Genomic DNA, 24270 nt, shown 5'->3' on the forward strand with positions numbered 1-24270 from the left:
ATGAATGATGCGATTAAAATAATCAGGGAGAATAAATCTCCCTATTTGTCGCGCTTACTTTGGTTCAGGCGGTGTCATACCAAACTGTAAATATGCCATATTGGTGGCAATACGGCCACGGGCTGTCCGCATCACATAACCTTGTTGAATTAAATACGGTTCAATCACATCTTCTAAAGTACCTGAGTCTTCAGCCATCGCTGCTGCCAGAGCTTCTACACCACCAGGGCCGCCATCAAAACGTTCAAGTAACATACTCAAATAACGACGGTCTAAAGTGTCTAAACCATCTTTATCGACATTCAGCATATCGAGGGCACGCTGAGCCATGTCTTGTGTCACTTCACCAGTACCTTTGACTTGTGCATAGTCACGGACTCGACGTAGTAAGCGGTTTGCAATACGTGGTGTGCCGCGCGAACGACGTGCAATTTCTGCTGAGCCTTCACGCGTAATAGGTACATCCATCAAATTGGCAGAACGAGTCACAATATGAGTCAAATCAGTGACTGAATAGAATTCAAGGCGTTGCACAATACCAAAACGGTCACGTAAAGGAGAGGTGAGGAGTCCGGCGCGTGTGGTTGCGGCAACTAAAGTAAAAGGAGGTAAGTCGAGCTTAATTGAACGCGCCGCAGGACCTTCACCAATCATAATGTCGAGTTGGTAGTCTTCCATGGCAGGATAAAGAATTTCTTCAATCACGGGGGAAAGGCGGTGAATTTCATCGATGAACAGCACATCACCTTCTTCAAGGTTGGTCAGCATGGCTGCCAAGTCCCCAGCACGTTCTAGTACAGGGCCTGAAGTTGACTTTAAGTTTCCACCCATTTCACGGGCAATAATGTTCGCAAGTGTGGTTTTACCCAGTCCCGGTGGACCAAAAATTAAGGTGTGATCGAGGGCTTCACCACGACCACGGGCTGCGCCAATAAAGATTTCCATTTGTTCACGAACCACGGGCTGACCGATGTAGTCATCGAGTGAGGTCGGGCGGATAGCGCGGTCGATATGATCTTCGGGTTTTTCGGAACCACCGATGAGACGGTCTTGCATATATTATTTAAACTTTAGGTGAATATGCTTTGTAGCAAAATGTCAGAAAAGAAAGTATATACCTTGGCGGAGTCTTTCCATTTTCAAGCGAAACTCAGGAATAACCTGCGGTTCGCCTTACTTTTGTTTTGGCAAAAGTAAGCAAAACCACCGTCATTCGCAAAACTCATCGAATGAAAGTTCGTATCGACTATATCGCAGAAACATTGATGTGCAAATGTCTCCTGACGCGAACAGTTGCGAATGACACTTACGTGTATCAAATGTCGTCTTGATTGAGATGCTTTATTTATTCATCGATTTGAGTGCAGCACGGATGATGTCACTTGCTTCAGTAAAATCACCTTTTGCAGCATTGAGTAATTTCTGTGCTTCTAAAGGTTTGTACCCTAAAGACTGTAATGCCGCTTCAGCTTCTGCCACGGCAGAGTTGCCTGTGAACTGGATTTGTTCAACGGTTGAGTTGCTTGGCACTGTGCCTGAAGACATCGCTTTAAAGCGATCACGTAACTCAATCATCAAACGTTCAGCAGTTTTTTTACCCACGCCCGGTACTTTAACCAGTGTGTTGATATCTTCATGCTCAACAGTATGAATCAGCATATCGACACTAAGCGTGGATAAGATACCTAAAGCCATTTTAGGGCCGACACCGTTGACCTTTAATAGGGTGCGGAAAATGATTTTTTCTTGTTGATGCAAAAAGCCATAAAGCAGTTGAGCATCTTCACGCACGGCAAGGTGTGTCCATAAGGTAATGTTCTGGCCTTTTTGTAGTTGGCAGAAGGTTGTCAGTGGTGTATCAATTTCATAACCGACACCATTTACATTTAAAAGTACGGTGGGTGCTTCTAGTGCGAAGACTTCACCAATAAGACATCCGATCATGTTGTGTGATTCACTTTTTATCAATGGTTGCATAGTAGTGAGCATTGCGCAGAAAGGCAAAAGGCTCACGGAAAATTGAGTTCGGATTGATGGCTTTATCATCAAACTGGATGTTGATGACTTATTTAAATCAATCCTGCCTTATTGCCTTGTAACTCTTGAGACAAGTTATACGCTTGGTGGTCTGAAAATTTAGAAATAATATCTAAGACCTGCATGATATTTTCATAATGGTTGCTACCAAAGTGCGCACCAGAACGATATAAAATAGCCATTAAGCGTTGTTCTTTAAAACTTAATGTTTTATGCGGTGTAGTGAGTGGAATAAAGGCATCTAAAATATTTTGCAAACTTTGATGGGCAATAATTTCCAAACCAGCTTTTTGTGGGTGTTCAAATATTTTATCGCGGGCTAAATCCTTTGCACGGTTAATGCCTAACTCAATATCAGCAGCACAGTATTGCAGTAAGCTGCCAGCCAGTTGTCCGCTTAAAATTTCAAAATGGTGCTTAGCAAAAGCCGATGTGACTTCTTCAACCAGACGTTTCATTACTCGTCCACGCAGGGCCGCAATTTTTTGCTGCCATGTGGTATCTGGCATTGACAGTTCAGTTGGTGCGCTATATTCACCAAGCAAGCTTAAAAAAATCGGTTCGACTTCTTCATAAGACAACATATTTAAAATAATGCCATCTTCAAGATCAATCAGGGCGTAGCAAATATCATCTGCTGCTTCAAGCAAATAAGTCAGCGGATGACGACAATAATGGTATTCACCTAGTTGAATCAGTCCGAGTTGCTCTGCAATTTGTTGCAGGATTTCTTTTTCTGCCTGATAGCAACCAAATTTGGCACGTTTACTGGCAGGAGTATTACCTTGTGATTCGATGGTTTTAGACAGCCACGGATATTTTAAGTAAGCCCCAAGTGTCGCATAGGTCAGACGCATGCCACCATCATTAGGATGGTAGTCAATTTTAGTCAGTAAGCGTAGACCTTGGGCATTACCTTCAAATTGACGCACATCGGCTTGTTCTTCTGGGGAAAGTTTCTCTAAAAAGTTTCCATGTGATGCATCGTCAAACCATTCACGAATGGCATATTCACCCGCATGACCAAACGGTGGGTTCCCAATATCATGTGCTAAACAAGCCGCTTGAATAATGGCTCCAACATCGGCAGGAGAAATCCAAATTGGCAGTTCGTCCTTGATCTTTTCCGCTGCGAGCATGCCAAGAGAGCGTCCAATGCAGGAGACTTCGAGCGAATGCGTTAAACGAGTATGAATGCCATCGTGTTGAGTCAGTGGATGGACTTGGGTTTTTCGGTTCAGTTGACGAAAACTTTGGGAAAAAATAATTCGGTCATAATCTTTGTGAAATGGACTACGTGCCAATTCGGTATTTTGTTTTTTACTTCCAATACGAACTGTTGAGAGCAGTTCCAACCAACGCATTTGCATCATTTATCGTTATTCAGTGAGTTATTGGCTTCATCATGCCAAAAAAGTGTGACGAGCTCTAGAGGGCTGCGACATAAGTTGTCTTTTAATTTATGCAGTATTAAGTTCTCAGAAATAGAACATCTTAAAGCAGTCATGTTTGTTCTCAAGGAGGCTATCGACTTCGTTATTTGCAGCTTAAATATCAATTGAAAATGGTTTTTAGAACTGAATCAAAGCCTAAAAGTCGGGCATCTTTGAAATTTATCCCTTAAAACATTTGTTACTAATCATGTTTGATTTTTAAAGTCAAAGTAAATTGATCTTTTAAAACAAAGAAATCTCACTTTTTTAAGTCGTAGACGACTAGCTGATTTTGGCAATACACAGTAGAATATGCGCTCTCTTCAAGTCACATTGAGGTAGGTTGTCTAGACCTGCCCGTGGAGCCAAAAACAGCATGTTTATCGTTGCCGGTGCACCTGCACACTCTTCTTTTAAGCAAACACAACTTTTAACACGTCTATCGTCTATCAGTTCTGTTCAATCAATAGAAAGCCAATGGGTTTACCTTTTCGACCAAGCGCTCGACGAGCAACAACAGCAATCTGCTTTGCAGCTATTAAATGATGGCGCAACCTTCCAAGTTCGCGAAGCGACAAGTGATGAAGTTCAAGTCCTTGTGACGCCACGTGTAGGTACAATCTCGCCGTGGTCATCAAAGGCAACGGATATTTTTGCCAACTGTAATACCCCGATACACCGCTTAGAACGCGGTGTTTTGTTTACTTTAAAAGGTATTTCTGAAGTATCGGATGCAGTAAAACAAGTTTTACATGACCGTATGACTGAAAGTGTGTTCAATCAAATTGAAGACGCGGCTGCATTGTTCTCTGAAACTGCACCAAAGTCTTTAAACGCAATTGACATATTAGGTCAGGGTAAAGACGCTTTAGTAAAAGCAAACTCTGAGTTTGGTTTTGCACTCTCTGATGAAGAAATTGATTATTTGGTTGCTGCTTTTAACAAGCTCGGTCGTAATCCGCACGATATTGAACTGATGATGTTTGCTCAGGCAAACTCAGAGCACTGTCGTCATAAAATCTTTGGTTCTGAATGGACAATTGATGGTGAAAAACAGCCATTGTCATTGTTCCAAATGATTAAAAATACTTATAAAGAATCACCAACAGATGTATTGTCGGCATATAAAGACAATGCTTCGGTGATCGTTGGTTTTGATACTCAGCGTTTCTACCCAAAGAAAGATGAGGCGACTGGTCACCACGTTTATAAATACAAGAGCCAAGCCGCTCACATCTTAATGAAAGTGGAAACGCATAACCACCCAACAGCAATTGCACCATTTGCAGGTGCTGCAACAGGTTCGGGTGGCGAAATTCGTGATGAAGGTGCGACAGGTCGTGGTGGTAAACCAAAAGCAGGTTTAACTGGCTTTACAGTGTCTAACTTGAACATTCCGGGTTTTGAACAGCCTTGGGAAGAAAACTACGGCAAGCCATCTCGTATGGCATCTCCGCTTCAAATCATGATTGAAGGACCTTTGGGCGGCGCTGCGTTCAACAACGAATTTGGTCGTCCTGCTTTAAATGGCTACTTCCGTACTTTTGAACAAAACGTGAATGGTGATGTGAAAGGTTTCCATAAGCCAATTATGATTGCTGGCGGTTACGGCAACATCCGTCCAGACCACGTGGAAAAAGATGCGATTCAACCGGGTGACTTGCTGATCGTTCTTGGTGGCCCTGCAATGCTGATTGGTTTAGGCGGCGGGGCGGCATCTTCTGTAGACAGCGGTAAACTGGGTGAAAACCTAGATTTCGCTTCTGTACAGCGTGAAAACCCTGAAATGGAACGCCGCTGCCAAGAAGTGATTGATGCATGCTGGCGTATGGAAGACTTCAACCCAATCGTGTCTGTGCATGACGTGGGTGCAGGTGGTATTTCAAACGCAATGCCTGAGTTGGTGAATGACCACGAACTGGGTGCGATTCTTGATTTACGTAAGATTCCATCACTTGAGCCGGGCATGTCTCCAATGGAGATCTGGTCAAACGAAGCGCAAGAGCGCTATGTATTGGCGATTCGTCCAAGTTCTTTAGAATTATTTGAATCATTATGTGCACGCGAACGTTGTCCGTTTGCCGTTTTAGGTGAAGCAACTGAAGCGCGTCAATTGACAGTGAACGATCCATTGTTTGATAACAAAGCCGTGGATATGCCAATGCAAGTCATGCTGGGCGGCACACCTCGTATGAGCCGTTCGTATGAAACGATTGAACGTCAAGGCGACGACTTTGATGCATCTAAAGTCACAGATTTGAAAGATGCGATTTACCGTGTACTTAAAAACCCAACGGTTGCATCGAAATCATTCTTGATCACCATTGGCGACCGTTCAATTACAGGTATGGTTGCACGTGATCAGTTTGTAGGTCGTTGGCAGGTTCCTGTTGCAGATGCAGCAGTGACTACAACAAGCTTACAAGGCTACACAGGTGAAGCAATGGCGATGGGCGAACGTCCGCCAGTTGCCTTGTTAAATCCTGCAGCATCTGCGCGTTTATCGGTTGCAGAGTCGATCTCGAATATTATGTCTGCAAAAATCGACCAGATCAGTGACATCAAATTGTCTGCGAACTGGATGGCGGCGGCTGGGCAAAAAGGTGAAGACCAAGCTTTATTCGAAGGTGTAAAAGCCATCGGTATGGAAATGTGTCCTGCACTCGGTATTGCAATTCCAGTAGGTAAAGACTCATTGTCAATGCGCACCACTTGGAATGATGAAGGCGAAGACAAATCGGTGACTTCACCGATGTCAGGTGTAATCACAGCCTTTGCTCCTGTAACTGATGTACGTAAAACCTTAACGCCTGAATTGAAAAATGAAGAATCAGTACTTGTCCGTATTGATCTTTCTAAAGGTCAGTTCCGTCTAGGCGGTTCGATCCTTGCTCAGGTTTATAAAGCCATTGGTTCAGTGACACCTGATGTGGATAGTTTTGACGACTTCAAAGCTTTCTTTGCATTGGTTCAAGACTGGAACAACCGCGGCTTAATTAAGGCTTACCACGACATCGGTGATGGTGGTTTGCTTGCAACTGTTGCGGAAATGATGTTTGCAGCACGTCTCGGTGTGGCTTTAGAAGATCAATCAACTGAAAGTCTATTTGCAGAAGAAATTGGTGCAGTGCTTCAAATCAGCGCGTCTGATTGGGCAACACTTGCAGACGAAGTTGCGGCATTTACATTACGCGATGCAATTGCGGTTGTTGGTACTGTGAATGACACAGATACTTTAACTGTAAATGGTTTGAGCTTAGACCGTGCTGAATTACAGCAAGCATGGACAGAAGTGTCACATCAAATCCAACGTCTACGTGACAATGTAGAAACTGCGGATCAAGAATATGCGTTGATCGCTGACAAATCACATGCAGGTTTAATTGCAAAACCAACATTTGATTTGAACGAGCCAATCGAAGCACCATACATCAATGAACGCCGTCCAAACATGGTGATTCTGCGTGAACAAGGTGTAAATGGTCATGTAGAAATGGCTGCTGCATTTGACAAAGTCGGCTTCAACACTGTAGACGTACACATGAGCGACTTGCTTGCTGGTCGTATCAGTCTTGATGACTTTGAAGGTTTAGTAGCGTGTGGCGGTTTCTCTTACGGTGACGTATTGGGCGCAGGCGGCGGTTGGGCGAAATCTGTATTGTTCAATCCAAAACTTCGTGACCAATTTGAGAAATTCTTCAACCGTGACGAAACATTCTCTCTAGGTATATGTAACGGTTGTCAAATGCTGTCTCAGCTTGCACCATTAATTCCGGGTGCAGAGGCTTGGCCTCGTTTCCACCGCAATACATCTGAGATGTTTGAAGCGCGTGCAGTAAACGTTCGTGTTGAAAAATCGAACTCTGTATTGTTGGAAGGTATGGAAGGTTCAATCCTGCCGATCGCAGTTGCACATGGTGAAGGTCGTGTGGTGACAAGCGAAGATAACTTAGCGGCATTAAATGCAGGTAATCAAGTGATCTTGCGTTATGTTGATAGCCAAGGGAACCCAACTCAACACTATCCAATGAACCCGAATGGTTCACCAGAAGCGATTTCAGGTGTCACATCGAAAGATGGTCGCGCAACAATTATGATGCCGCACCCTGAACGTAACTTCCGTGCTGTACAGCATTCTTGGAAGCCTGAAGAGTGGACTGAAGACGGTGCATGGTTACGTATGTTCCGCAATGCGCGTAAGTTCATTGGTTAATTTGAAGTCTGTGTTTTGAAAAGCCACCTTCGGGTGGCTTTTTTATTGAATCATCTTTTTAATTTTTTATTTCTCCCGCTGATGTTGGTTTAGATTTTGCTTTTATATTTGTGTGAAAGTGATATTGTGTAATAAATGCACAAATATCATGCAAAATAGAAGAAAGATGGATCACTAAACAATTTCAGTATCAACACTCATATATGAGGTGATGACATGATTAAAACAGTTACATACGAAGCAGTCGATAAGTCTGCGTTGCGTAAAAAAGGATGGAAGTTATTTGCTGTGATTTTAAGCTTGCAATTGATCTTTTTGATTTTGGGTTATGCATTGCAGATGTGATTTTGATAATTAAAAAAACCGCCGTGAGGCGGTTTTTTATAAAATAATATTCTCATAAAAATGGAAAAAGAATAAGGTCCTTATGTATTTTACTTCTTGATTTTGCAATGTATGATTTAATTTCTCAGTTTCAAGAAAATCAAAATTTAATAGTTCAAGGTTAGGCTTAAAAAAATAAGAGCTATGTGTTTTTCCGACTTGGATTATTAATCCATCCTTCTCAACAGAGGGTTCAATTTCGGAATGATCATATCCTTTATTGAACATAGTCTCAATTAACTTAATAAGATGATTATCGAGTCTACATATAATATAAACATACTTATCATATTTATTTTTATCACATTTTCTTGACAGAAAAGCCTTAAAGGCTTTTGCTAGCATACATGCCTGTTTTTCTAAAGAAGTATTTTCTAGTACTTTAAATACTTCTAACCCCAGCCTTTGGTGATCAGAGTTTTCACTCATAAATTGTTCTACATCATTTTCTTCTAAATCTAAAGTTTCAAGAAACGTTTTAACTTGTAAATAGTATAAAGCTTCATTTGAAAGCTTTGATTGAAGGTAAATTTTATTAGCAGAATTTTTTAAAGCTTCGGGTATTCCAAAAGTTCCGCTATTACTAAATTGCCATAAAAGATGTTTCGAAGTAATTGAAAGGTATTGAAGTAATGGATGATTATTCATAATAACTATTTAGACTTATAATTAGCCATCTTATATATATGCTCGAAAAATACAATGCTCAAACTGATCTACTATGTTCCAGAATATCATCTTGAAACGACCAAACTTGCGATTTTTGAAGCAGGGGCTGGTGGCATAGGAAACTATGAACACTGTGCTTGGCAAGTTTTAGGCACAGGCCAGTTTAAACCTGTAAAAGGAGCAAATCCGTTTATAGGTGAGTTGGATGCTTTGGAGCAAATTCCAGAGTGGCGGGTGGAAACCATTGTTTCAGAGGAAAAAGCTGTCGCTGTGGCAAAGGCTTTAAAATTAAGTCATCCCTATGAAGAACCAGCTTTTGAGTTTATTCAAATCGTGGATATTTAATCTTAAAAGAAGTTTGTGGCGGAGTCTTAAGGCTTAATATTTAATTGAGACTTTAACCTTCGGTTCGACCTACTTTTCTTTCGGGAAAAGTAGGCAAAACCATTGTCATCAGCAAAACTCGACTGCTTTCATCATTTGATTAAATAAGTCGCAGAAACTCTATGATAGGTATTTAGGTTCGCTCGAACAGTTGCTGATGACCTTAACGCGTATCAAACTTTTGCAATCACTATAATTAAGACAGCAATTAAACCTTCTGAATAAATAACTCACGATCAAAACGATACTGCGGGAAAAACACACCATCTTCTGCACGCTCACCTGCACCAATCACCATCACAGGGTATTGCTGATCATTCAGATTTAACAGTTTACGCACCAAAGGCTCATCAAAACCTTCCATCATACAGCTATCGAAACCATAAGCACGTAAAGCTAAGACTAGGTTCTCGCAAGCTAAAGCTGTGGTTTTACTTGCCCAAAGCTTAGCATTGGCTTGATTAAATGCAGTTACAGGCAGTTGTTTATCTAAGCTACGTGCAATTTTGAAAGCCACTTTCTTAAAGTTACCCAGTGCATTTAAGTAACCTGTCTTATAGTTATAAGGAATGAATTTATAATATTTCTGTACAGCCGCAGGCGCTTCAGGAAAAGGGAACTCTGTAATGTTGCGTTTTGCCATTTCATCATTACGGTCTGTACGCGCGACACACACGATCATTTCTGATGCCGTTTTTGCCGCAAGCTGATTTAGGCAAGCTTTGACCAGTTGTTTTTTCTTGGTCGGGTTCTGCACCACATAAAAAGTCCAAGGCTGTAAGTTAGATGAATTGGGCGCAAGTAGGGCCAAATCTAAACAGTCATCAAGCACTTCAGTTGGAATTTCTTTTTTGGTAAATTTGCGAACCGAACGGCGGCTTTGGATGACTTTTTTAAAATTTTCGACATCGATGTCTTGTGGCGCAGGCTCAAAGTAACGCTTTTTTTCTGTAGTGTTTGACATAAGAAGTCTTCCGAATAGGTTCTTAAATATGTTGGGACGGAAAATAAAAAAACCACTGTGTAATATGAAACACAGTGGTTTTTAGTCATTCAGCGCTCAAGGATTAGTTGAACTGGGTGAAATCAGGTTTACGTTTTTGCATAAATGCTGATACGGCTTCCATCATTTCTGGAGAGCCGACACGATCCATGAAAATTTCAGCTTCATGATCAATCCAAGCCACAATTTCATTTACATTGTGCTTCATCAATGCCTTAGACTGCACTAAAGAGGCTAAGGGTAAAGCAGACAATTGTGCCGCTTTTTTTGCAGCTGCTGCATACACATCATCTTCAATACGGTTCACAAGGTTTGCAGAAACCGCCGTTGCACTGTCAAACTTCTGAGCGGTCAGCAGTAATTCAGCAGCTTTGTGGTAGCCCGCTTGTTCTACTAATAATTTGCTTGAAGCACCTTCTGGAGATAAACCAAGGCTAACAAATGGAATCTGGAATAGGGCAGTGTTGTCACTATAAACCAAGTCACAATGTAACAGGATCGTTACCCCAATACCAATCGCCACACCACGTACAGCCGCAATCAACGGTTTAGAAAATTTTGCCGCAGATTTAAGTAAAATAAATGGAGGGCCTTCAGCCGCAGGTGCTTGACCTTTTTGCGCTGCAGATTTCATAAAATCTTGCATGTCGTTGCCTGCAGTAAAGTCCGCATCTTCACCACGTAGAATGACAGCACGAACACTATTGTCTAGATCTGCTTCATCTAAAGCTTTTGCGATCCATAAATAAAGTTCGCCATACAACGCATTCTTTGCTTCAGGACGGTGAATGGCTAATGTCAGTACGCCATTGTCTAATTTTGCATTCAAATGTTGATGAGGTTGTTGAATACAGCTCAGTGTCATCGTACTATCCTTGCTAGAAAGTTTGGTTTAATTTTATGGGCTCATTATGTCGCATAATTTTATGATCGACACAACTGACCAGTTCATAAAAAAGTAAAAGATTTATGCCATATACATTTGATTATCTCGTATTCATTGGTCGCTTCCAGCCATTTCACTTGGCACATATGCAAACCATCAAGATTGCTTTAGAACAAAGTCAAAATGTCATTTTAGCTCTAGGCTCTGCGCAAAATGAAAGAAATACGAAAAATCCATTTTTAGCATCTGAACGTGAAGAAATGATTTTATCGAACTTTTCAGAAGCACATCAAAAACGGATTCACTTTGTACATGTAATTGATGTTTATAATGATGTTAAATGGGTGCAATTGGTAAAAAAATTAGTGAATCATGTAGTCACACCTGAGGCGAAGGTTGGACTCATTGGCCATTTTAAAGATGATTCCTCCTATTATTTACAGCTTTTTCCTGAGTGGCAAATGGTTGAGCTTGATAGCCTACAAGATGCGATGTCTGCAACCCCCGTTCGTGAAGCTTATTATCGTGGGGAAATTTTAGAGCAGGCATTTCCATTGGGAACCAGTGATTTTTTACATAAATTCCAACAAAGTGAAATATATAAACAGTTACAACACAAATTTTTAACTCAGGACTTATCCAATTTAGACTAAGGTTCTCAGTCGAATAAAAATATTTCGACAAGGATCGAGTTCCATGGATAGAAAACAACAGACGAAAAAGATTGCAAGTCATACGGTCATTAAAAATGCTTTGATGATTGCAGGTGTTACATTTGCATTCAGCACTCAAGTGCAAGCCCAGTCATGGACATTGACACCTCAGAGTAATGTAGGTTTTGAAATTAAATCCTTGGGTGTAACTGTTGTAAGAGCTAAGTTTAATCGGGTGCAATCCAGTATGCAGTTTGATGCCAAGGCACCACAGCAGGCTTCAACGAATTTTGTCATGGATGTAAATAGCCTAAGTTTAAGTAAACCTTCACTGAAAAATATGATTTTGGGTGAAGATTTGTTTTATGCATCCAAGTACAAAACCGCTAACTTTAAAAGTACCAGTTTTAAAGATTTGGGTGGTGGTCAATATAATATTGTTGGGAACCTAACACTTCGAGGCATTACCAAGCCTGTTAGCTTTAGCACGACCTTAAAACCAAGTGCCAATAATGCTAATCTGCTAGATGTTCAGTCCTCAGCCGTGATTAACCGAAGTGACTTTGGCGTGAAAAAAGCCATTGGAGGTGTAGGCGAAAAAGTGAATATTCAACTGTCAGGGCTGTGGAAAGTACAATAGCGGCTTCATATCTTAAAGACCTATATTCAGGGCTTTATTAATTCATCGCTGCGTGAGCCTGTTCAATCAAGAGATCTGTTAGCAGATTTAACTGCACCGACTGCTGTTTCCAATGATGCCAATACAAAGGCAAATCGATATTGAGTTGAGGATCCACCTCAACCAATGAGCCATCCTGCAAATGCGGTTTGGCTTGGTAATAGGGCAACCAACCGTAACCGAGTCCCATCGTAACCGCATCAAAAAATGCACTGGAAGATGGAATAAAGTGATGTGGATATTGGGTCGGATTGAGTCCAAACTTTTGTTGGATATACGCGGTGTGGAGTTGGTCTTTTGCGTTAAAGATCAGTGCAGGAGCTGCACGTAGAGACTCTCGGTTTACATCTTGGTCAAACCATTGCTGCGCAAAAGTTGGCGTGGCGACAAAACGATAGTTCATATCGCCAATGTATTCCGCTACACAGCCTTTCATGGCTTGTGATTCATCTGTCACGCAGGCATTCACCAAACCGGCTTCAAGTAAGTGATGGGTTTGCGATTGATCATCGACCTGAAAATGCACCACGATCTTTTGTTCAATTAATGTTGACTGTAGCAATGGCAACAGCCATGTTGCTAAGGAGTCGGCATTGGTCGCAATATTGATTTGATAAAAAGCAGAGGTGTTCATATGACCCGTGAGGTTCTGAATGAAACTTTGTTCTAACAGTCGGCTATGTTGCAAATAATGTAGCAGCGATTGACCTGCTTGTGTCGGGCGGCAAGGTCTTTCCCGCACAATTAATAAATGTCCCAAACTTTTTTCTAGGCTTTGTATGCGTAAAGTGACGGCTGAAGCAGTAATGCATAGCTGTTCAGCAGCAAGGTCAAAACTTCCTGTTTCTGCCACAGCTAAAAATGCGTCGCACTGTTTATGATTCAGCATATCTGGACTCACTTTAAACTAAAAATATTTTAGTTATATTGATATTTTCTAAATAATACTTAATTTAACTAAAAATGAAAGATAATCCTGACATCATCAATTAAGTTGAAAAGTCAAAATGTTAAGTACATATGTACAAGGGCTTGCAGTTGGGATGAGCCTCATTATTGCTATTGGGGCTCAAAATGCATTCGTGCTAAAACAGGGGCTTAAAAAGCAGTTTGTTTTTTGGGTATGTTTTGTCTGTGCATTGTCGGATTCGATTTTAATTGTCTTGGGCGTTTCAGGTTTTTCAAAAGTGCTTCAGCACTATCCTGAAATTATTCAGTTTTCCAAATGGGCGGGGGCACTTTTCCTGTTTTGTTATGGATTCCAACATGCACTACGAGCATTCAAATCACAGCAGGGCTTGGAGGCAAGTCCCATTGAAAAGCATCATCTAGTGAATATTATTTTGCTATGTCTAGCACTGACTTGGCTTAATCCGCATGTGTATTTAGATACGGTTATTTTACTGGGTTCAATTTCAACACAGTTTGAGCAACCTGCGTACTTTGCTCTAGGAGCAGTGTGTGCGTCTTGGTTGTTTTTCTTTGCTTTGGGCTATGGGGCTCGTGTGCTTATCCCTATTTTTGCAAATCCGAAAGCGTGGAATGTGCTAGATGCGATTATTGCTCTGGTGATGTGGGGAATCGCCATTTCACTGCTTGTGAAATAAAAGCGTGTGCAAAAAAACTATAAATTAAAAAATCACAAAAAAACAAAGCCCGCATCTGCGGGCTTATATGCATTAAGCTTGTAATGCTTTTAAGTCTTCTAAAACTTGTTCAGCATGTCCCGCAGCTTTTACCTTACGATACTCTTTAACCAACTTACCGTTATGGAAAATAAAAGTTGAGCGCTCAATACCCATCACTTTTTTACCATACATATTTTTTTCTTTAATCACATCAAAGTGTTTACACAGTACTTCTTCTTTGTCGCTAATTAAATTAATGGTTAAGGCCTGCTTTTCCGTAAAATTCTGGTGCGCTTTAACCGAGTCACGTGAAACACCAATGATTGTGGTTTGTAGGGCATCAAACTGATCTTTTAAACATGAGAAACCAACGGCTTGAGTTGTGCAACCAGGCGTTGAATCTTTCGGGTAAAAATACACAATCAGCCATTCAGTCGGCACTTCAGTTAAATTTATTTCACCTGTTGTGGCTGGAAAGTTCTGATTTGGGAGTTGGATCGTATCAGTCATGTTCTATCCTTAAATGTCGCGTTGTTCTAATTCAAGTGGTAAAAAGGCATAATTTTCGTGATACAGAATATCACCTTTAACGACCGAAAGTGGATGTTTGAAAATCGGGCCATCAATCACCGTAGTGTGGAATTCACCCGCTTCGCCGCATGGATCAATGCCTCTTGCAACCAGTTGATCGACATATTCAAGGCTAAGCACTTGACCTAAGTCTTCAACTGTCATGCCTAAGTTTAAGTTGACTGTAACGATGATACTTTGAAAACCGAGTCGAATAAACTCATGCACAATGTCTAAACGTGGGCGTTGCCACAGTGGCATACATAAACTGAGCTCAGTTTTATCGCACACGGATTGATTCCATTCAGCATGTGCCATTAAATCAATATCACCAGTGACTAATGTTTCTGCACCTAAACTTTGAGCTTTTTGTAGCAGTTGAATGAACTGGTTCTCATAGTCTTGCCACGTTGCAGAGGCACTGTAGATGGGAAGCCCAATTGCTTTTGCCTGCGCATGAATAATATCGAGTGACATCCCGTGTGAGCGTGACTTTTGGCCTTGCTCTTCTAACATGACAATCAATGCAATGGCTTCACCCATTTGTATGGCTTTGTATAAAGCCAGACTACTGTCTTTACCACCACTGTAAGAAGCAACAAATTTGCGGTCTTGTACGTTTGTATTCCATTCAACAAGCATATTTAAATATTCTATCTTTTGGAGCATATAAAAAAGCCTGCATAGAGCAGGCTTCATTCACATTCAGTGAATTATTTTTTCGGAGCAGCTTTCATTGCTTCTTCAGTTAAAGACTTTAATTTGCCTGTTAACTGTGGACCGAAACATGTTTGAAGGTCTTTATTTTGTTTTTGTACAAAAGCTAAAGTAGATGGGCTTTTCTTTTGATTAATTGCACTTTGGATTTCCCATTTTTGTGCATTGGTCAATTTACCATCTGCTTCAACTGCACAAGTACAGTATTTGCTTACTTCTGCTGCGCTAAGCTTTTTGCTTTTTGCAGTTTCTTCTTTACAAACATTAATTAATGCCGATTTTACATTGCTGCTTTTATACGCTTCTTGTAATTTGTTCGATTCAGCAGCATTTGAAGCTGTAGCGAACAATGCAGCTGCAGACACCAATGTAGAAAGCAAAATGTTTGATTTTAAATTTTTCATAAACTGTACCTTGTCGTTACGGTATATAACGCGTTGGGTCTGTTACGCCAGCATCTGCAAAACCTTCTTTACGAAGACGGCAGCTGTCGCATTTCCCACAAGCACGTCCTTGGTCATCTGCTTGGTAGCAAGACACCGTTTGACTATAGTCTACGCCATGTTCTATACCTAAGCGAATAATATTTGCTTTGGATAAATGTAACAGAGGTGTTTCAAATTTAAGAGGTTTTCCTTCAACGCCAACCTTGGTTGCAAGGCGAGCCATGTTGGCAAATGCCTCAATAAATTCAGGTCGACAGTCAGGATACCCTGAATAATCAACAGCATTAATACCAATCACAATGGCTTCGGCATCTAAAACTTCTGCTGCTGCTAGGGCATAAGATAAGAAAATCGTGTTACGTGCTGGAACATAAGTTACAGGAATACCGACTTGTTCATGATCTGGAACATCAATGCTATGGTCTGTTAACGCAGAACCGCCCAAATTACCTAAGTCGATATTAATGACACGATGTTCTACACCTGCTTTTTTTGTCAGTTCGCGTGCAGCATCGAGTTCAGTAGTTGAGCGTTGACCATACATAAAGCTGAGCGCTGTACAGTCATACTGTGCTTGCGCCCATGCTAAACAAGTTGTTGAGTCTAAACCGCCAGATAACAAAACTATGGCACGAGGACGCATACAAATTTCTCCAAATATAAATTAAAGATGAATAGGCAATGTATTAACGACCAGTTTCGTCATTCCAAAGCAACTTGTGGAGTTGGAGTTGGAAGCAAACAGGGAGATGGTCTTCTAATATCCATTGCGCTAAGTCACGTGCAAGTTGAGGTAAACGAGCAGCACCTTTCTCAACTGCAAAAGCAGGAGAGAACCATACTGTGCTGACTTTTTCATTGAGTTTATAGTTTTCAACTTGCTGTTTTGACCACTCATAATCCTCACGGTTACAAATTACAAACTTGATTTGATCGTGCTGGGTTAAATGGTCGAGATTCGAAAGCAAATTTCGTGCAACTTCACCTGAAGTTGGAGTCTTCAAATCTAATACTTTTGAAACACGTGGATCAACCTTAGACACATCTAAAGCGCCACTGGTTTCTAAAGAGACTTGACAGCCGAGGTCAGCAAGACGTTGCATTAAAGGCAACGCATTGGGCTGTGCAAGAGGTTCACCACCTGTCACGCAGACATAAGGGGTTTTAAAATCAAGCGTGGTTTGAATAATCTGATCTAAAGATTGGCGTTCGCCACCTTCAAAGGAGTAGGTCGTATCGCAGTATGTACAACGTAGTGGACAACCGGTTAAACGAATGAAAACTGTTGGCAGTCCCGAGGTGTTGGCTTCTCCTTGCAAAGAATAAAAGATCTCCGTGATACGTAGACCCGCAGAAGGATCAGAAACAGGGATAGCAGAAGATCGAAGCGTATTCATAGCAAAATTAAACCACAGGTTAGAAAAACAAAAATCTCTACGGCTAGTCTTAACCGTAGAGATGAGGAACTTGAGTTCCGCACGACAACTAAAAGTTATTCGTCACGTAGTAAATCGTTCAAGCTCGTTTTAGAACGTGTTTGTGCATCTACTTTTTTCACGATGATTGCAGCATACAGGCTGTAAGTACCACATTTAGAAGGTAAGCTACCTGCAACGACAACAGAACCTGCTGGTACACGGCCGTAGTGAATTTCGCCAGTTGCACGGTCAAAAATCTTAGTCGATTGACCAATGAACACGCCCATAGAAATTACAGAACCTTCTTCTACGATCACGCCTTCTACGATTTCAGAACGTGCACCGATGAAGCAGTTGTCTTCAATAATCGTTGGGTTCGCTTGAAGTGGCTCAAGAACACCACCAATACCTACACCACCCGATAAGTGAACGTTTTTACCAATTTGAGCACATGAGCCCACAGTTGCCCATGTGTCAACCATGGTACCTTCGTCAACATATGCACCAATGTTCACATAAGAAGGCATTAACACCACGTTTTTCGCTTGGAAAGAACCTTTACGGGCAACCGCAGGAGGAACAACGCGTACACCAGCAGCTTTAAACTGTTCTTCAGTCCAACCTGTAAATTTGGTATCTACTTTGTCGTAGAATTGAAGGTCACATGACTCAATTGGCTTGTTGTCATTTAGTTTGAATGATAAAAGCACAGCTTTTTTCACCCATTGATGAACAACCCACTCACCATCAATTTTTTCAGCAACACGTAATGTCCCGTTATCTAAACCAGCAATGACTTCTTCAACTGCTGCACGAACTTCAGCAGGGCAGTCCGCTGCTGTAAAATTCGCACGGTCTTCAAACGCTTGTTCAATAATTGTTGAAAGCTGAGACATGATCTTCCTTCCAGAAAAAAAATTTTCCTGATTTTACACTAAATTGTGCAGAGAATAGATGAAAAAACAGCATAGGATCGGAAATAATAATGAATGATTGGAAATAAGACTTTTAGAGCTGTTTGAGTAGAGGCGTTAAGTAAAGAATTGCGATTTACAACAACAATAAAGTATAAAATGTATCAAAAAATAACAAAAACAACCCAAATCTAGAATAAAAAACAGTCAGAGGGTGTTTTATGATGGGCTCATCAAAAAATTGTAAATGATGTAAAAAAATCTTTAATTGGAGGAGAAAAAACATGAAATCATTACGTTTAGTTGCAATCGCAGCAGCAATCTCAGCAGTCGCAGGTACAGCTTTTGCTGATGATGCAGTCGTAAAAGATGGTTATGCTTTTGACCAAAATAAATTAATTCCTACTGGTGTTCGTGCTGAAGTTGGTACAACAGGTTATGGTGGCGCTTTGTTGTGGACAGCTAACCCATATGTGGGTTTAGCTTTAGGTTACAACGGTGGTGACATTTCGTGGTCGGATGATGTGGAAGTTGACGATGTAAATTATGACGTTGATATGGATAACAACTTGGCTTACTTAAATGCAGAAATTCGTCCATGGGGTGCAAGTACAAACAAATGGGCACAGGCAGCATATATTGCCGCGGGTGTTGGTTATGTTGATCAACAATACGCTCTACAAGCTCGAAACGATGGTGGGAATATTAAAGTTAAGGGTGAAGATACAGGCTTAAGCAAACTTGGTTATGATCTTGACTATAGTAATGATATTGCACCATATTTAGGTCTAGGTTTTGCACCAAAAATTAATAAAAACTGGGGCGTATTTGGTGAAGTTGGTGCTTACTATACAGGTAACCCTACAGTGACGAATGTAAAAGTTGAGGGTGGCACTTGGCAGGATAACCAACTAGTAGTAGATCACCTTAATGAAGTTCGTAACGATGATAAATATGAATGGATGCCAGTTGCCAAACTAGGTGTAAGTTACCACTGGTAATATCTATTAGCTTGAGCTAAACCAAAAAACGAGCTTCGGCTCGTTTTTTGTGTCTTAAAAGCGGTGTGCCAATTTCAAATGATAAACCCAAGCATCACGTTGTTCGAGTGAAGAAAAACTTGAGATTTGCGTGATTAACGACTGTGGTTGTGTCTTTTCTGGTTTGGTAAAGTACAAATAATGCAGACCCGCAATCATAAACGTTTTAGGGTTAAAGTGATAAACCGCGCCCGTTCCCACACCAACATAGCCGTCTACAGGGTTTAAGCTTGAGGCAGGATTACCCGCACCAGAATCCCACAATCCTTCCACCGCAGTGATCCATTTGGATGACCATTGATGGGCAACTCCCAAACGGGTCGACCATTGATTCTTTTGATAATCAATCAGGTTGAACTGATTTTTCACTATTGCGGAGAATTGAGTGGGTTGAATTTTAAAATCTTGCCAATTGACCCATCGCAATGATCCATACAGAAAATTTTGCGCAGGTAAACCTGTGTGAAAATCTAAATTCACCGATTCTGGGGTCTGAATTTCCGTTGCTTGTTGTGGTGCAATCTCTAAAGGAAATCCCCAAAAACTTTCGCTTGCATTGGTCCTGTGTTTGATTTTAGCGCGATAGGTAATTGCTGTATTAAATGCATATTCAGGAATTTGGTAGCTTACACCTGCTAACCAACCCCACGCATGGTCTTTGGGAAAATGCGCGTGATAATCAAAAAAGGTATAGTCAACTTGTGTACCAATTTTCAGATCACCTGAAAATGACTGGTAACTCAGACCTGTAAAGAGGTTCCAATGTTGTGTGGGTTGATAGCCAATGAGCGCTGTAATATTTCTTGAGTCAAACTTAATATCTGCGTTTTCTATAGGTAAGGGTTCACCTGAAAGAATAGGACTATAGTGATAATCCACATCAGCAAAATAAGGTTGGTCAAATAATAACGCCACAGAAATTTGTGGATGTGGTTGTAATTTTAATGCAGCTTGGATGAATTGTTGATGATTGACTAAATTGCCTGTTGAAAAATCTTGAACGCCTAATTCCGCAATATTTTGTTGATGCTGGATCTGACCTGAAATATTGGTATCCACGTGTAGCAAAGCGACTTCCGCATAATTACCTTTTTCAAAGAAAGCTTGAATGGATTGATTGCTGCTTTCTAAAGCTGCAGCAGAGGCATAACTTAGCAGCAGGACATACAGCAATCCGACAAAAATGTGAAATTTCATGTTTCGTCCTTGGTCTAAATTATAGAATCGTTTTTAAAATCAAATTAATTTTTTTATTGTTGATTATATTTTATTCATTTTTCTTATGAATTAAAATCATTATTTTGATTATTTCTAGGTGTATAGAATAAGCAAGAGTTTTGCTAAAGATCAAAAAAGAGAGCCTAGACTCTCTTATGTATTGCTGTTTTATTCTTCGGGATAGGCTATACGTTTTAAAGCTTTAATATCGGCATTTGGTGCACATAAAGAAATAAACTCATAGCCATAGCCACGTAGTAAATGTCCTTTGCGAACCGCAATCCATGTGGTGTTTAGCCCAAAAATATCAGTTTGAATTTGTTTTAAACGATAGTCACGTTCAACGTCATAAGCCACATTGTTGACAATACCAACACCCATATTCAGTTCAACATAGGTTTTAATCACATCGGCATCTAAAGCAGACATTACGATGTCGACATCCACACCAGCATCTTCAAAAGCTTTGTCAATTTTTGAACGGCCTGTGAAACCGCCGTGATAGGTAATCAGTGGATATTCAGCTAAGTCTGCAATACTAATATTTTGTTTGCTCGCCAGTGGGTGGCTTTGTGGGGTAATAATACTGTGCTGCCAATTATAGAACGGCACGCTAGCCAAATTGTCCTCAGTGGTGAGTGACTCAGTTGCAATACCAATATCAGCTTCACCTTGTAGAAGCATTTCGGTAATTTCAACAGGGCTGGCTTGTTGTAAAATCAAATGTACTTTTGGAAATTCTTTTTTAAACAAATTCACAATAGGCGGTAGCACATAACGCGCTTGCGTATGTGTAGTTGCAATCGTCAAAGTGCCTTCATCGACACGGTTAAAATCATCTGCAAGACGTTTAATATTGTCTGCGTCGACCAACATGCGTTCAACAATGCCCAGTAGTGCTTGACCTGGTTCAGTTAAACCGAGTAAGCGTTTCCCTTTACGAATAAAAAGCTGTACGCCTAATTCATCTTCTAGGTCTTTGATGTGCTTACTGACGCCTGACTGAGAGGTATATAGTGCAGCAGAGGCTTCGGTGAGGTTGAAGTTTTGTCTCACCGTTTCTCGAATAATTCTGAGTTGTTGAAAGTTCATAGTTTTGGATCTCTTTTATGATGAATGAGGCATTCAACATGCCCCATTCAATTGGTCTTAAGCCGCAGGTTTTGCAAATAAATGCAAGTTTGATGGGCTTAACCATACCGTTTGATTAGGTCTAAATTGGTGTAATTTTGCTTCTTCAGAAGTCAGTGAGATTTCAATCAGTTTGCCTTGGCGATCATGGAGCTCTGCAACCACTTTGCCCGCGATCCATAATTCTCGAACGAATGTTGCTTGGATGGCATTGTCTTGCGGCTGTGCATGGATCCTTAATTCATCTGGACGGGCAAAGGCAATCACGTCGCCCGAAGGTGCATTACGTAAAGAATCTAATTGAATACGGTCTTCACCAATTTGGATCGTTCCTGCGTTATTTTGACCTTCGAAACGGTTTGCTTGACCTAGGAAGTCGAACACAAACGGCGTTGCTGGCTTTTCATAAACTTCACGGGGTGATCCAATTTGCTCGACATTCCCTTTATTCATCACAATGATTTGATCCGCGACCTCTAAAGCTTCTTCTTGGTCATGTGTTACAAAGATTGAGGTGATATGAAGTTCATCATGCAAAGTACGTAACCAACGACGGAGCTCTTTACGTACTTTTGCATCCAAAGCACCAAAAGGTTCATCCAGTAATAGTACGCGTGGTTCAACTGCCAAAGCACGTGCCAGTGCAATACGTTGACGCTGACCGCCTGAGAGTTGTGCTGGGTAACGATCTGCCAAGAATCCCAATTGGACTAAGTCCAATAAACGCGTGACACGTTTTTTAATTTCAGCTTCAGATGGGCGTGTTGCACGTGGGCGAACACGGAGACCAAAAGCGATATTGTCAAATACAGTCATATGGCGAAACAAGGCATAGTGCTGAAATACAAAACCAACTTCACGTTCACGTACGTGTACATTGGTTGCATCTTCACCTTCCAAGATGACTTGGCCGCCATCTGCGGACTCAAGCCCTGCAATAATACGAAGCAGGGTAGTTTTACCACAGCCTGATGGCCCAAGTAATGCAACCAATTGACCATCAGGAAAATCGAGAGAAATGTTATTCAGCGCATGGAACGCACCAAAGTGTTTTTCAATATTTTTAACTTGAATACTCATGAGGTCATTCCTTTAAACTGTTGAATCATTATGTTTGTTTTGCTTTTCTTGGCGAAGCTCAACCCATGTTTTTAAAACAAGAGTCACAATCGCTAAAAGCGCCAAGAGTGAAGACACAGCAAAAGCCGCACTAAAGGTATATTCGTTATAGAGAATTTCGACATGCAGAGGCAAGGTATTGGTTTCACCACGAATATGACCTGAAACGACCGATACCGCACCAAATTCACCCATTGCACGTGCATTACACAGAATGACGCCGTAAATTAAACCCCATTTGATGTTGGGTAGGGTTACTTTCCAGAAGGTTTGCCAGCCTGATGCACCGAGTACAATCGCAGCTTCTTCTTCTTCAGTTCCTTGGGCTTCCATGAGCGGAATAAGTTCACGTGCAACAAAAGGAACGGTGATAAAGATTGTTGCTAATACAATGGCAGGAACGGCATACAGAATTTTGATGTCATTATCCATGAGCCAACTACCGAACCAACCTTGCGTACCAAAAATCAGTACCAGCATTAAGCCTGCGATAACAGGGGATACTGAAAATGGCATATCAATAATCGTGGTTAAGATGGATTTACCACGGAAGTTAAATTTGGCCACACACCAAGCGGCTGCAACACCAAATACGACATTCAGTGGGACTGCAATCACCGCGGTTAATAAAGTGAGTTTGACTGCGGATAGCGTGTCTGGATGAACCAAGGCTTGTGCGTATACACCGACCCCTTGTTTAAATGCCTCAACGAACACCAAAATCAGCGGTAAGATCAAACAACTCAAAAAGAACAGTAGAGCAATTGTAATCAGGGTGTAGCGAACCCAAGTTGGTTCACGTGTTGCATCACGCGATTGTAACTTTTCAGCAAGCGCATTACTGTTGATATTCATCGTGCTGTTCTCCCTGTACGACGGCTTGCCCATGCTTGTAACAAGTTAATCAGGAATAAAATGGCAAAAGACAGCACCAACATGACGACTGCAATCGTGGTTGCACCTGCATAGTCATATTCTTCTAAGCGTGAAATAATCATGAGCGGCGCAATTTCTGTTTTAAACGGTTGGTTCCCTGCAATAAAGATCACTGAACCGTATTCACCGACGCCACGAGCAAAGGCAAGTGCAAAACCGGTGATGAGTGCTGGAAATAAAATCGGCAAAATCACTTTGGTCACAATCTGTAAACGGTTGGCACCTAATGCTGATGCTGCTTCTTCTAACTCTGTTTCCAAGTCGCTGAGAACAGGTTGTACAGTCCGCACCACAAAAGGAATACCAATAAAAATCAGTGCCAATGTAATCCCAATTGGGGTATAGGCTACTTGAATCCCTAAAGGTTCAAGATATTGACCAATCCAACCTGTAGGGGCATAAAGCGAAGTGAGTGCAATACCTGCAACAGCGGTGGGTAAGGCAAATGGTAAGTCGACCAAGGCATCTACAATGCGTTTACCCGGAAAACGGTAACGAACTAAACACCATGCCAGAAGTAGACCAAAAACCACATTAATAAACGCGGCGATCAGGGCTGTACTAAAACTGAGTTGCAAAGATTTTAAAATACGTTCTGAACTTAAAATTTCCCATAACCCATCCCAACCAATGCCTAAAGATTTAATGAAAACAGCGGACAATGGAATAAGAACGATTAATGACAAATATGCTAGGGTAAAGCCTAGAGAAAGACCAAATCCTGGCAGCACTCGGGATCGCTGCGACATGATTACTCCTCAAAGAGAGAAAGCTGACCTAAAAAGAGTCAGC

At 41.2% G+C, this 24270-nt stretch carries 25 protein-coding genes; 7 read left to right on the forward strand and 18 right to left on the reverse strand.

Going from position 1 to position 24270, the window contains the following annotated elements; all coding sequences use genetic code 11:
• Positions 1 to 54: 54 nt before the first annotated feature.
• From ruvB to HUK62_RS07235, 3 genes are all read right to left on the reverse strand, one after another.
• Entirely contained in the window at positions 55 to 1056 is a 1002-nt protein-coding gene (ruvB, locus tag HUK62_RS07225; RefSeq protein ID WP_176537486.1) for a Holliday junction branch migration DNA helicase RuvB, read from the reverse strand.
• 285 nt (positions 1057 to 1341) lie between these two features.
• Positions 1342 to 1944, reverse strand: coding sequence for a Holliday junction branch migration protein RuvA (ruvA, locus tag HUK62_RS07230; RefSeq protein WP_176537487.1), 603 nt, complete (start codon positions 1942 to 1944; stop codon positions 1342 to 1344).
• Positions 1945 to 2069: 125 nt separating this feature from the next.
• Complete coding sequence (locus tag HUK62_RS07235; protein ID WP_176537488.1) at positions 2070 to 3410, reverse strand: deoxyguanosinetriphosphate triphosphohydrolase; 1341 nt, start codon at positions 3408 to 3410, stop codon at positions 2070 to 2072.
• 436 nt (positions 3411 to 3846) lie between these two features.
• Between HUK62_RS07235 and purL the strand changes: the two genes are divergently transcribed.
• Entirely contained in the window at positions 3847 to 7683 is a 3837-nt protein-coding gene (gene purL / locus HUK62_RS07240; protein ID WP_176537489.1) for a phosphoribosylformylglycinamidine synthase, read from the forward strand.
• 216 nt (positions 7684 to 7899) lie between these two features.
• The gene (locus HUK62_RS19215) at positions 7900 to 8028 is read left to right on the forward strand and encodes a KGW motif small protein (RefSeq protein WP_004693854.1); all 129 of its coding nucleotides are present in this window, start codon (positions 7900 to 7902) and stop codon (positions 8026 to 8028) included.
• A 36-nt stretch (positions 8029 to 8064) separates the two neighbouring features.
• Here the strand turns inward: HUK62_RS19215 and HUK62_RS07245 are convergent, their stop codons facing one another.
• Positions 8065 to 8715, reverse strand: coding sequence for a hypothetical protein (locus HUK62_RS07245; RefSeq protein WP_176537490.1), 651 nt, complete (start codon positions 8713 to 8715; stop codon positions 8065 to 8067).
• 54 nt (positions 8716 to 8769) lie between these two features.
• Between HUK62_RS07245 and HUK62_RS07250 the strand changes: the two genes are divergently transcribed.
• Entirely contained in the window at positions 8770 to 9081 is a 312-nt protein-coding gene (locus tag HUK62_RS07250; protein ID WP_176537491.1) for an NGG1p interacting factor NIF3, read from the forward strand.
• A 247-nt stretch (positions 9082 to 9328) separates the two neighbouring features.
• On the opposite strand, the gene HUK62_RS07255 is transcribed toward HUK62_RS07250, so the two are convergent.
• Together HUK62_RS07255 and HUK62_RS07260 are read right to left on the reverse strand one after the other, a co-directional pair.
• Entirely contained in the window at positions 9329 to 10084 is a 756-nt protein-coding gene (locus HUK62_RS07255; protein ID WP_176537492.1) for a nitroreductase family protein, read from the reverse strand.
• 103 nt (positions 10085 to 10187) lie between these two features.
• A complete protein-coding gene (locus HUK62_RS07260) occupies positions 10188 to 10988 on the reverse strand; it encodes an enoyl-CoA hydratase-related protein (RefSeq protein WP_176537493.1) in 801 nt (266 codons plus the stop codon).
• A gap of 104 nt (positions 10989 to 11092) precedes the next feature.
• Between HUK62_RS07260 and HUK62_RS07265 the strand changes: the two genes are divergently transcribed.
• Positions 11093 to 11662: a nicotinate-nicotinamide nucleotide adenylyltransferase gene (locus HUK62_RS07265; RefSeq protein ID WP_176537494.1), complete on the forward strand. Its 570-nt coding sequence runs from the start codon at positions 11093 to 11095 to the stop codon at positions 11660 to 11662.
• 43 nt (positions 11663 to 11705) lie between these two features.
• A complete protein-coding gene (locus tag HUK62_RS07270) occupies positions 11706 to 12302 on the forward strand; it encodes a YceI family protein (RefSeq protein WP_176537495.1) in 597 nt (198 codons plus the stop codon).
• 37 nt (positions 12303 to 12339) lie between these two features.
• Here the strand turns inward: HUK62_RS07270 and HUK62_RS07275 are convergent, their stop codons facing one another.
• On the reverse strand, positions 12340 to 13230 hold the full coding sequence (locus HUK62_RS07275) for a LysR family transcriptional regulator ArgP (protein WP_176537496.1): 891 nt from the start codon (positions 13228 to 13230) through the stop codon (positions 12340 to 12342).
• A 118-nt stretch (positions 13231 to 13348) separates the two neighbouring features.
• Between HUK62_RS07275 and HUK62_RS07280 the strand changes: the two genes are divergently transcribed.
• Positions 13349 to 13948 carry a LysE/ArgO family amino acid transporter gene (locus HUK62_RS07280; protein WP_176537497.1) on the forward strand — a complete coding sequence of 200 codons (600 nt, stop codon included), beginning with the start codon at positions 13349 to 13351 and terminating at the stop codon, positions 13946 to 13948.
• A gap of 72 nt (positions 13949 to 14020) precedes the next feature.
• Here the strand turns inward: HUK62_RS07280 and HUK62_RS07285 are convergent, their stop codons facing one another.
• The 6 genes from HUK62_RS07285 to dapD form a co-directional block, all read right to left on the reverse strand.
• A complete protein-coding gene (locus HUK62_RS07285) occupies positions 14021 to 14479 on the reverse strand; it encodes a peroxiredoxin (protein ID WP_058869344.1) in 459 nt (152 codons plus the stop codon).
• A 9-nt stretch (positions 14480 to 14488) separates the two neighbouring features.
• The gene (locus tag HUK62_RS07290; protein WP_176538458.1) at positions 14489 to 15181 is read right to left on the reverse strand and encodes a diphthine--ammonia ligase; all 693 of its coding nucleotides are present in this window, start codon (positions 15179 to 15181) and stop codon (positions 14489 to 14491) included.
• A gap of 71 nt (positions 15182 to 15252) precedes the next feature.
• Positions 15253 to 15660: a hypothetical protein gene (locus HUK62_RS07295; protein WP_004693833.1), complete on the reverse strand. Its 408-nt coding sequence runs from the start codon at positions 15658 to 15660 to the stop codon at positions 15253 to 15255.
• A 16-nt stretch (positions 15661 to 15676) separates the two neighbouring features.
• The gene (gene queC, locus HUK62_RS07300) at positions 15677 to 16345 is read right to left on the reverse strand and encodes a 7-cyano-7-deazaguanine synthase QueC (RefSeq protein WP_004693831.1); all 669 of its coding nucleotides are present in this window, start codon (positions 16343 to 16345) and stop codon (positions 15677 to 15679) included.
• Positions 16346 to 16388: 43 nt separating this feature from the next.
• Positions 16389 to 17099, reverse strand: a complete 711-nt coding sequence (gene queE / locus HUK62_RS07305) for a 7-carboxy-7-deazaguanine synthase QueE (protein WP_176537498.1) — start codon at positions 17097 to 17099, stop codon at positions 16389 to 16391.
• Positions 17100 to 17194: 95 nt separating this feature from the next.
• Positions 17195 to 18016, reverse strand: coding sequence for a 2,3,4,5-tetrahydropyridine-2,6-dicarboxylate N-succinyltransferase (gene dapD / locus HUK62_RS07310; RefSeq protein WP_004693827.1), 822 nt, complete (start codon positions 18014 to 18016; stop codon positions 17195 to 17197).
• Between the two features lie 302 nt (positions 18017 to 18318).
• Here dapD and carO point away from each other — a divergent pair, with 302 nt between their 5' ends.
• Positions 18319 to 19035, forward strand: a complete 717-nt coding sequence (gene carO, locus HUK62_RS07315; RefSeq protein ID WP_176537499.1) for an ornithine uptake porin CarO — start codon at positions 18319 to 18321, stop codon at positions 19033 to 19035.
• 54 nt (positions 19036 to 19089) lie between these two features.
• Here the strand turns inward: carO and HUK62_RS07320 are convergent, their stop codons facing one another.
• The 5 genes from HUK62_RS07320 to cysT all read right to left on the reverse strand — a co-directional run bounded on the left by HUK62_RS07320 (position 19090) and on the right by cysT (position 24227).
• Positions 19090 to 20271, reverse strand: a complete 1182-nt coding sequence (locus HUK62_RS07320) for an outer membrane protein transport protein (RefSeq protein ID WP_176537500.1) — start codon at positions 20269 to 20271, stop codon at positions 19090 to 19092.
• Between the two features lie 189 nt (positions 20272 to 20460).
• Positions 20461 to 21384, reverse strand: a complete 924-nt coding sequence (locus tag HUK62_RS07325; RefSeq protein WP_176537501.1) for a CysB family HTH-type transcriptional regulator — start codon at positions 21382 to 21384, stop codon at positions 20461 to 20463.
• Between the two features lie 57 nt (positions 21385 to 21441).
• Positions 21442 to 22503 (reverse strand): sulfate ABC transporter ATP-binding protein, encoded by a 1062-nt coding sequence (locus tag HUK62_RS07330; RefSeq protein WP_004693820.1) that lies wholly within the window; start codon positions 22501 to 22503, stop codon positions 21442 to 21444.
• Positions 22504 to 22515: 12 nt separating this feature from the next.
• Positions 22516 to 23397, reverse strand: coding sequence for a sulfate ABC transporter permease subunit CysW (cysW, locus tag HUK62_RS07335; RefSeq protein ID WP_004980565.1), 882 nt, complete (start codon positions 23395 to 23397; stop codon positions 22516 to 22518).
• Positions 23394 to 24227: a sulfate ABC transporter permease subunit CysT gene (cysT, locus tag HUK62_RS07340; protein WP_004693816.1), complete on the reverse strand. Its 834-nt coding sequence runs from the start codon at positions 24225 to 24227 to the stop codon at positions 23394 to 23396. The genes cysW and cysT overlap by 4 nt, the downstream gene beginning before the upstream one ends.
• Between the last annotated feature and the right edge of the window lie 43 nt (positions 24228 to 24270).

This window comes from Acinetobacter sp. NEB 394 (genome assembly GCF_013374795.1).
GTDB lineage: Bacteria > Pseudomonadota > Gammaproteobacteria > Pseudomonadales > Moraxellaceae > Acinetobacter > Acinetobacter johnsonii.

Bases quoted from the DNA above. Each gene is read 5' to 3' on its own strand.
- cysW (WP_004980565.1), bottom strand. From the start codon at position 23,397: ATGAATATCAACAGTAATGCGCTTGCTGAAAAGTTACAATCGCGTGAT.
- HUK62_RS07255 (WP_176537492.1), bottom strand. From the start codon at position 10,084: ATGTCAAACACTACAGAAAAAAAGCGTTACTTTGAGCCTGCGCCACAA.
- HUK62_RS07285 (WP_058869344.1), bottom strand. From the start codon at position 14,479: ATGACTGATACGATCCAACTCCCAAATCAGAACTTTCCAGCCACAACA.
- HUK62_RS07265 (WP_176537494.1), top strand. From the start codon at position 11,093: ATGCCATATACATTTGATTATCTCGTATTCATTGGTCGCTTCCAGCCA.
- purL (WP_176537489.1), top strand. From the start codon at position 3,847: ATGTTTATCGTTGCCGGTGCACCTGCACACTCTTCTTTTAAGCAAACA.
- cysT (WP_004693816.1), bottom strand. From the start codon at position 24,227: ATGTCGCAGCGATCCCGAGTGCTGCCAGGATTTGGTCTTTCTCTAGGC.
- HUK62_RS07245 (WP_176537490.1), bottom strand. From the start codon at position 8,715: ATGAATAATCATCCATTACTTCAATACCTTTCAATTACTTCGAAACAT.
- HUK62_RS07290 (WP_176538458.1), bottom strand. From the start codon at position 15,181: ATGCTTGTTGAATGGAATACAAACGTACAAGACCGCAAATTTGTTGCT.
- HUK62_RS07295 (WP_004693833.1), bottom strand. From the start codon at position 15,660: ATGAAAAATTTAAAATCAAACATTTTGCTTTCTACATTGGTGTCTGCA.
- queE (WP_176537498.1), bottom strand. From the start codon at position 17,099: ATGAATACGCTTCGATCTTCTGCTATCCCTGTTTCTGATCCTTCTGCG.
- dapD (WP_004693827.1), bottom strand. From the start codon at position 18,016: ATGTCTCAGCTTTCAACAATTATTGAACAAGCGTTTGAAGACCGTGCG.
- HUK62_RS07325 (WP_176537501.1), bottom strand. From the start codon at position 21,384: ATGAACTTTCAACAACTCAGAATTATTCGAGAAACGGTGAGACAAAAC.
- HUK62_RS19215 (WP_004693854.1), top strand. From the start codon at position 7,900: ATGATTAAAACAGTTACATACGAAGCAGTCGATAAGTCTGCGTTGCGT.
- HUK62_RS07235 (WP_176537488.1), bottom strand. From the start codon at position 3,410: ATGATGCAAATGCGTTGGTTGGAACTGCTCTCAACAGTTCGTATTGGA.
- HUK62_RS07270 (WP_176537495.1), top strand. From the start codon at position 11,706: ATGGATAGAAAACAACAGACGAAAAAGATTGCAAGTCATACGGTCATT.
- ruvB (WP_176537486.1), bottom strand. From the start codon at position 1,056: ATGCAAGACCGTCTCATCGGTGGTTCCGAAAAACCCGAAGATCATATC.
- HUK62_RS07280 (WP_176537497.1), top strand. From the start codon at position 13,349: ATGTTAAGTACATATGTACAAGGGCTTGCAGTTGGGATGAGCCTCATT.
- carO (WP_176537499.1), top strand. From the start codon at position 18,319: ATGAAATCATTACGTTTAGTTGCAATCGCAGCAGCAATCTCAGCAGTC.
- HUK62_RS07320 (WP_176537500.1), bottom strand. From the start codon at position 20,271: ATGAAATTTCACATTTTTGTCGGATTGCTGTATGTCCTGCTGCTAAGT.
- HUK62_RS07330 (WP_004693820.1), bottom strand. From the start codon at position 22,503: ATGAGTATTCAAGTTAAAAATATTGAAAAACACTTTGGTGCGTTCCAT.
- HUK62_RS07250 (WP_176537491.1), top strand. From the start codon at position 8,770: ATGCTCAAACTGATCTACTATGTTCCAGAATATCATCTTGAAACGACC.
- ruvA (WP_176537487.1), bottom strand. From the start codon at position 1,944: ATGATCGGATGTCTTATTGGTGAAGTCTTCGCACTAGAAGCACCCACC.
- HUK62_RS07260 (WP_176537493.1), bottom strand. From the start codon at position 10,988: ATGACACTGAGCTGTATTCAACAACCTCATCAACATTTGAATGCAAAA.
- HUK62_RS07275 (WP_176537496.1), bottom strand. From the start codon at position 13,230: ATGCTGAATCATAAACAGTGCGACGCATTTTTAGCTGTGGCAGAAACA.
- queC (WP_004693831.1), bottom strand. From the start codon at position 16,345: ATGCGTCCTCGTGCCATAGTTTTGTTATCTGGCGGTTTAGACTCAACA.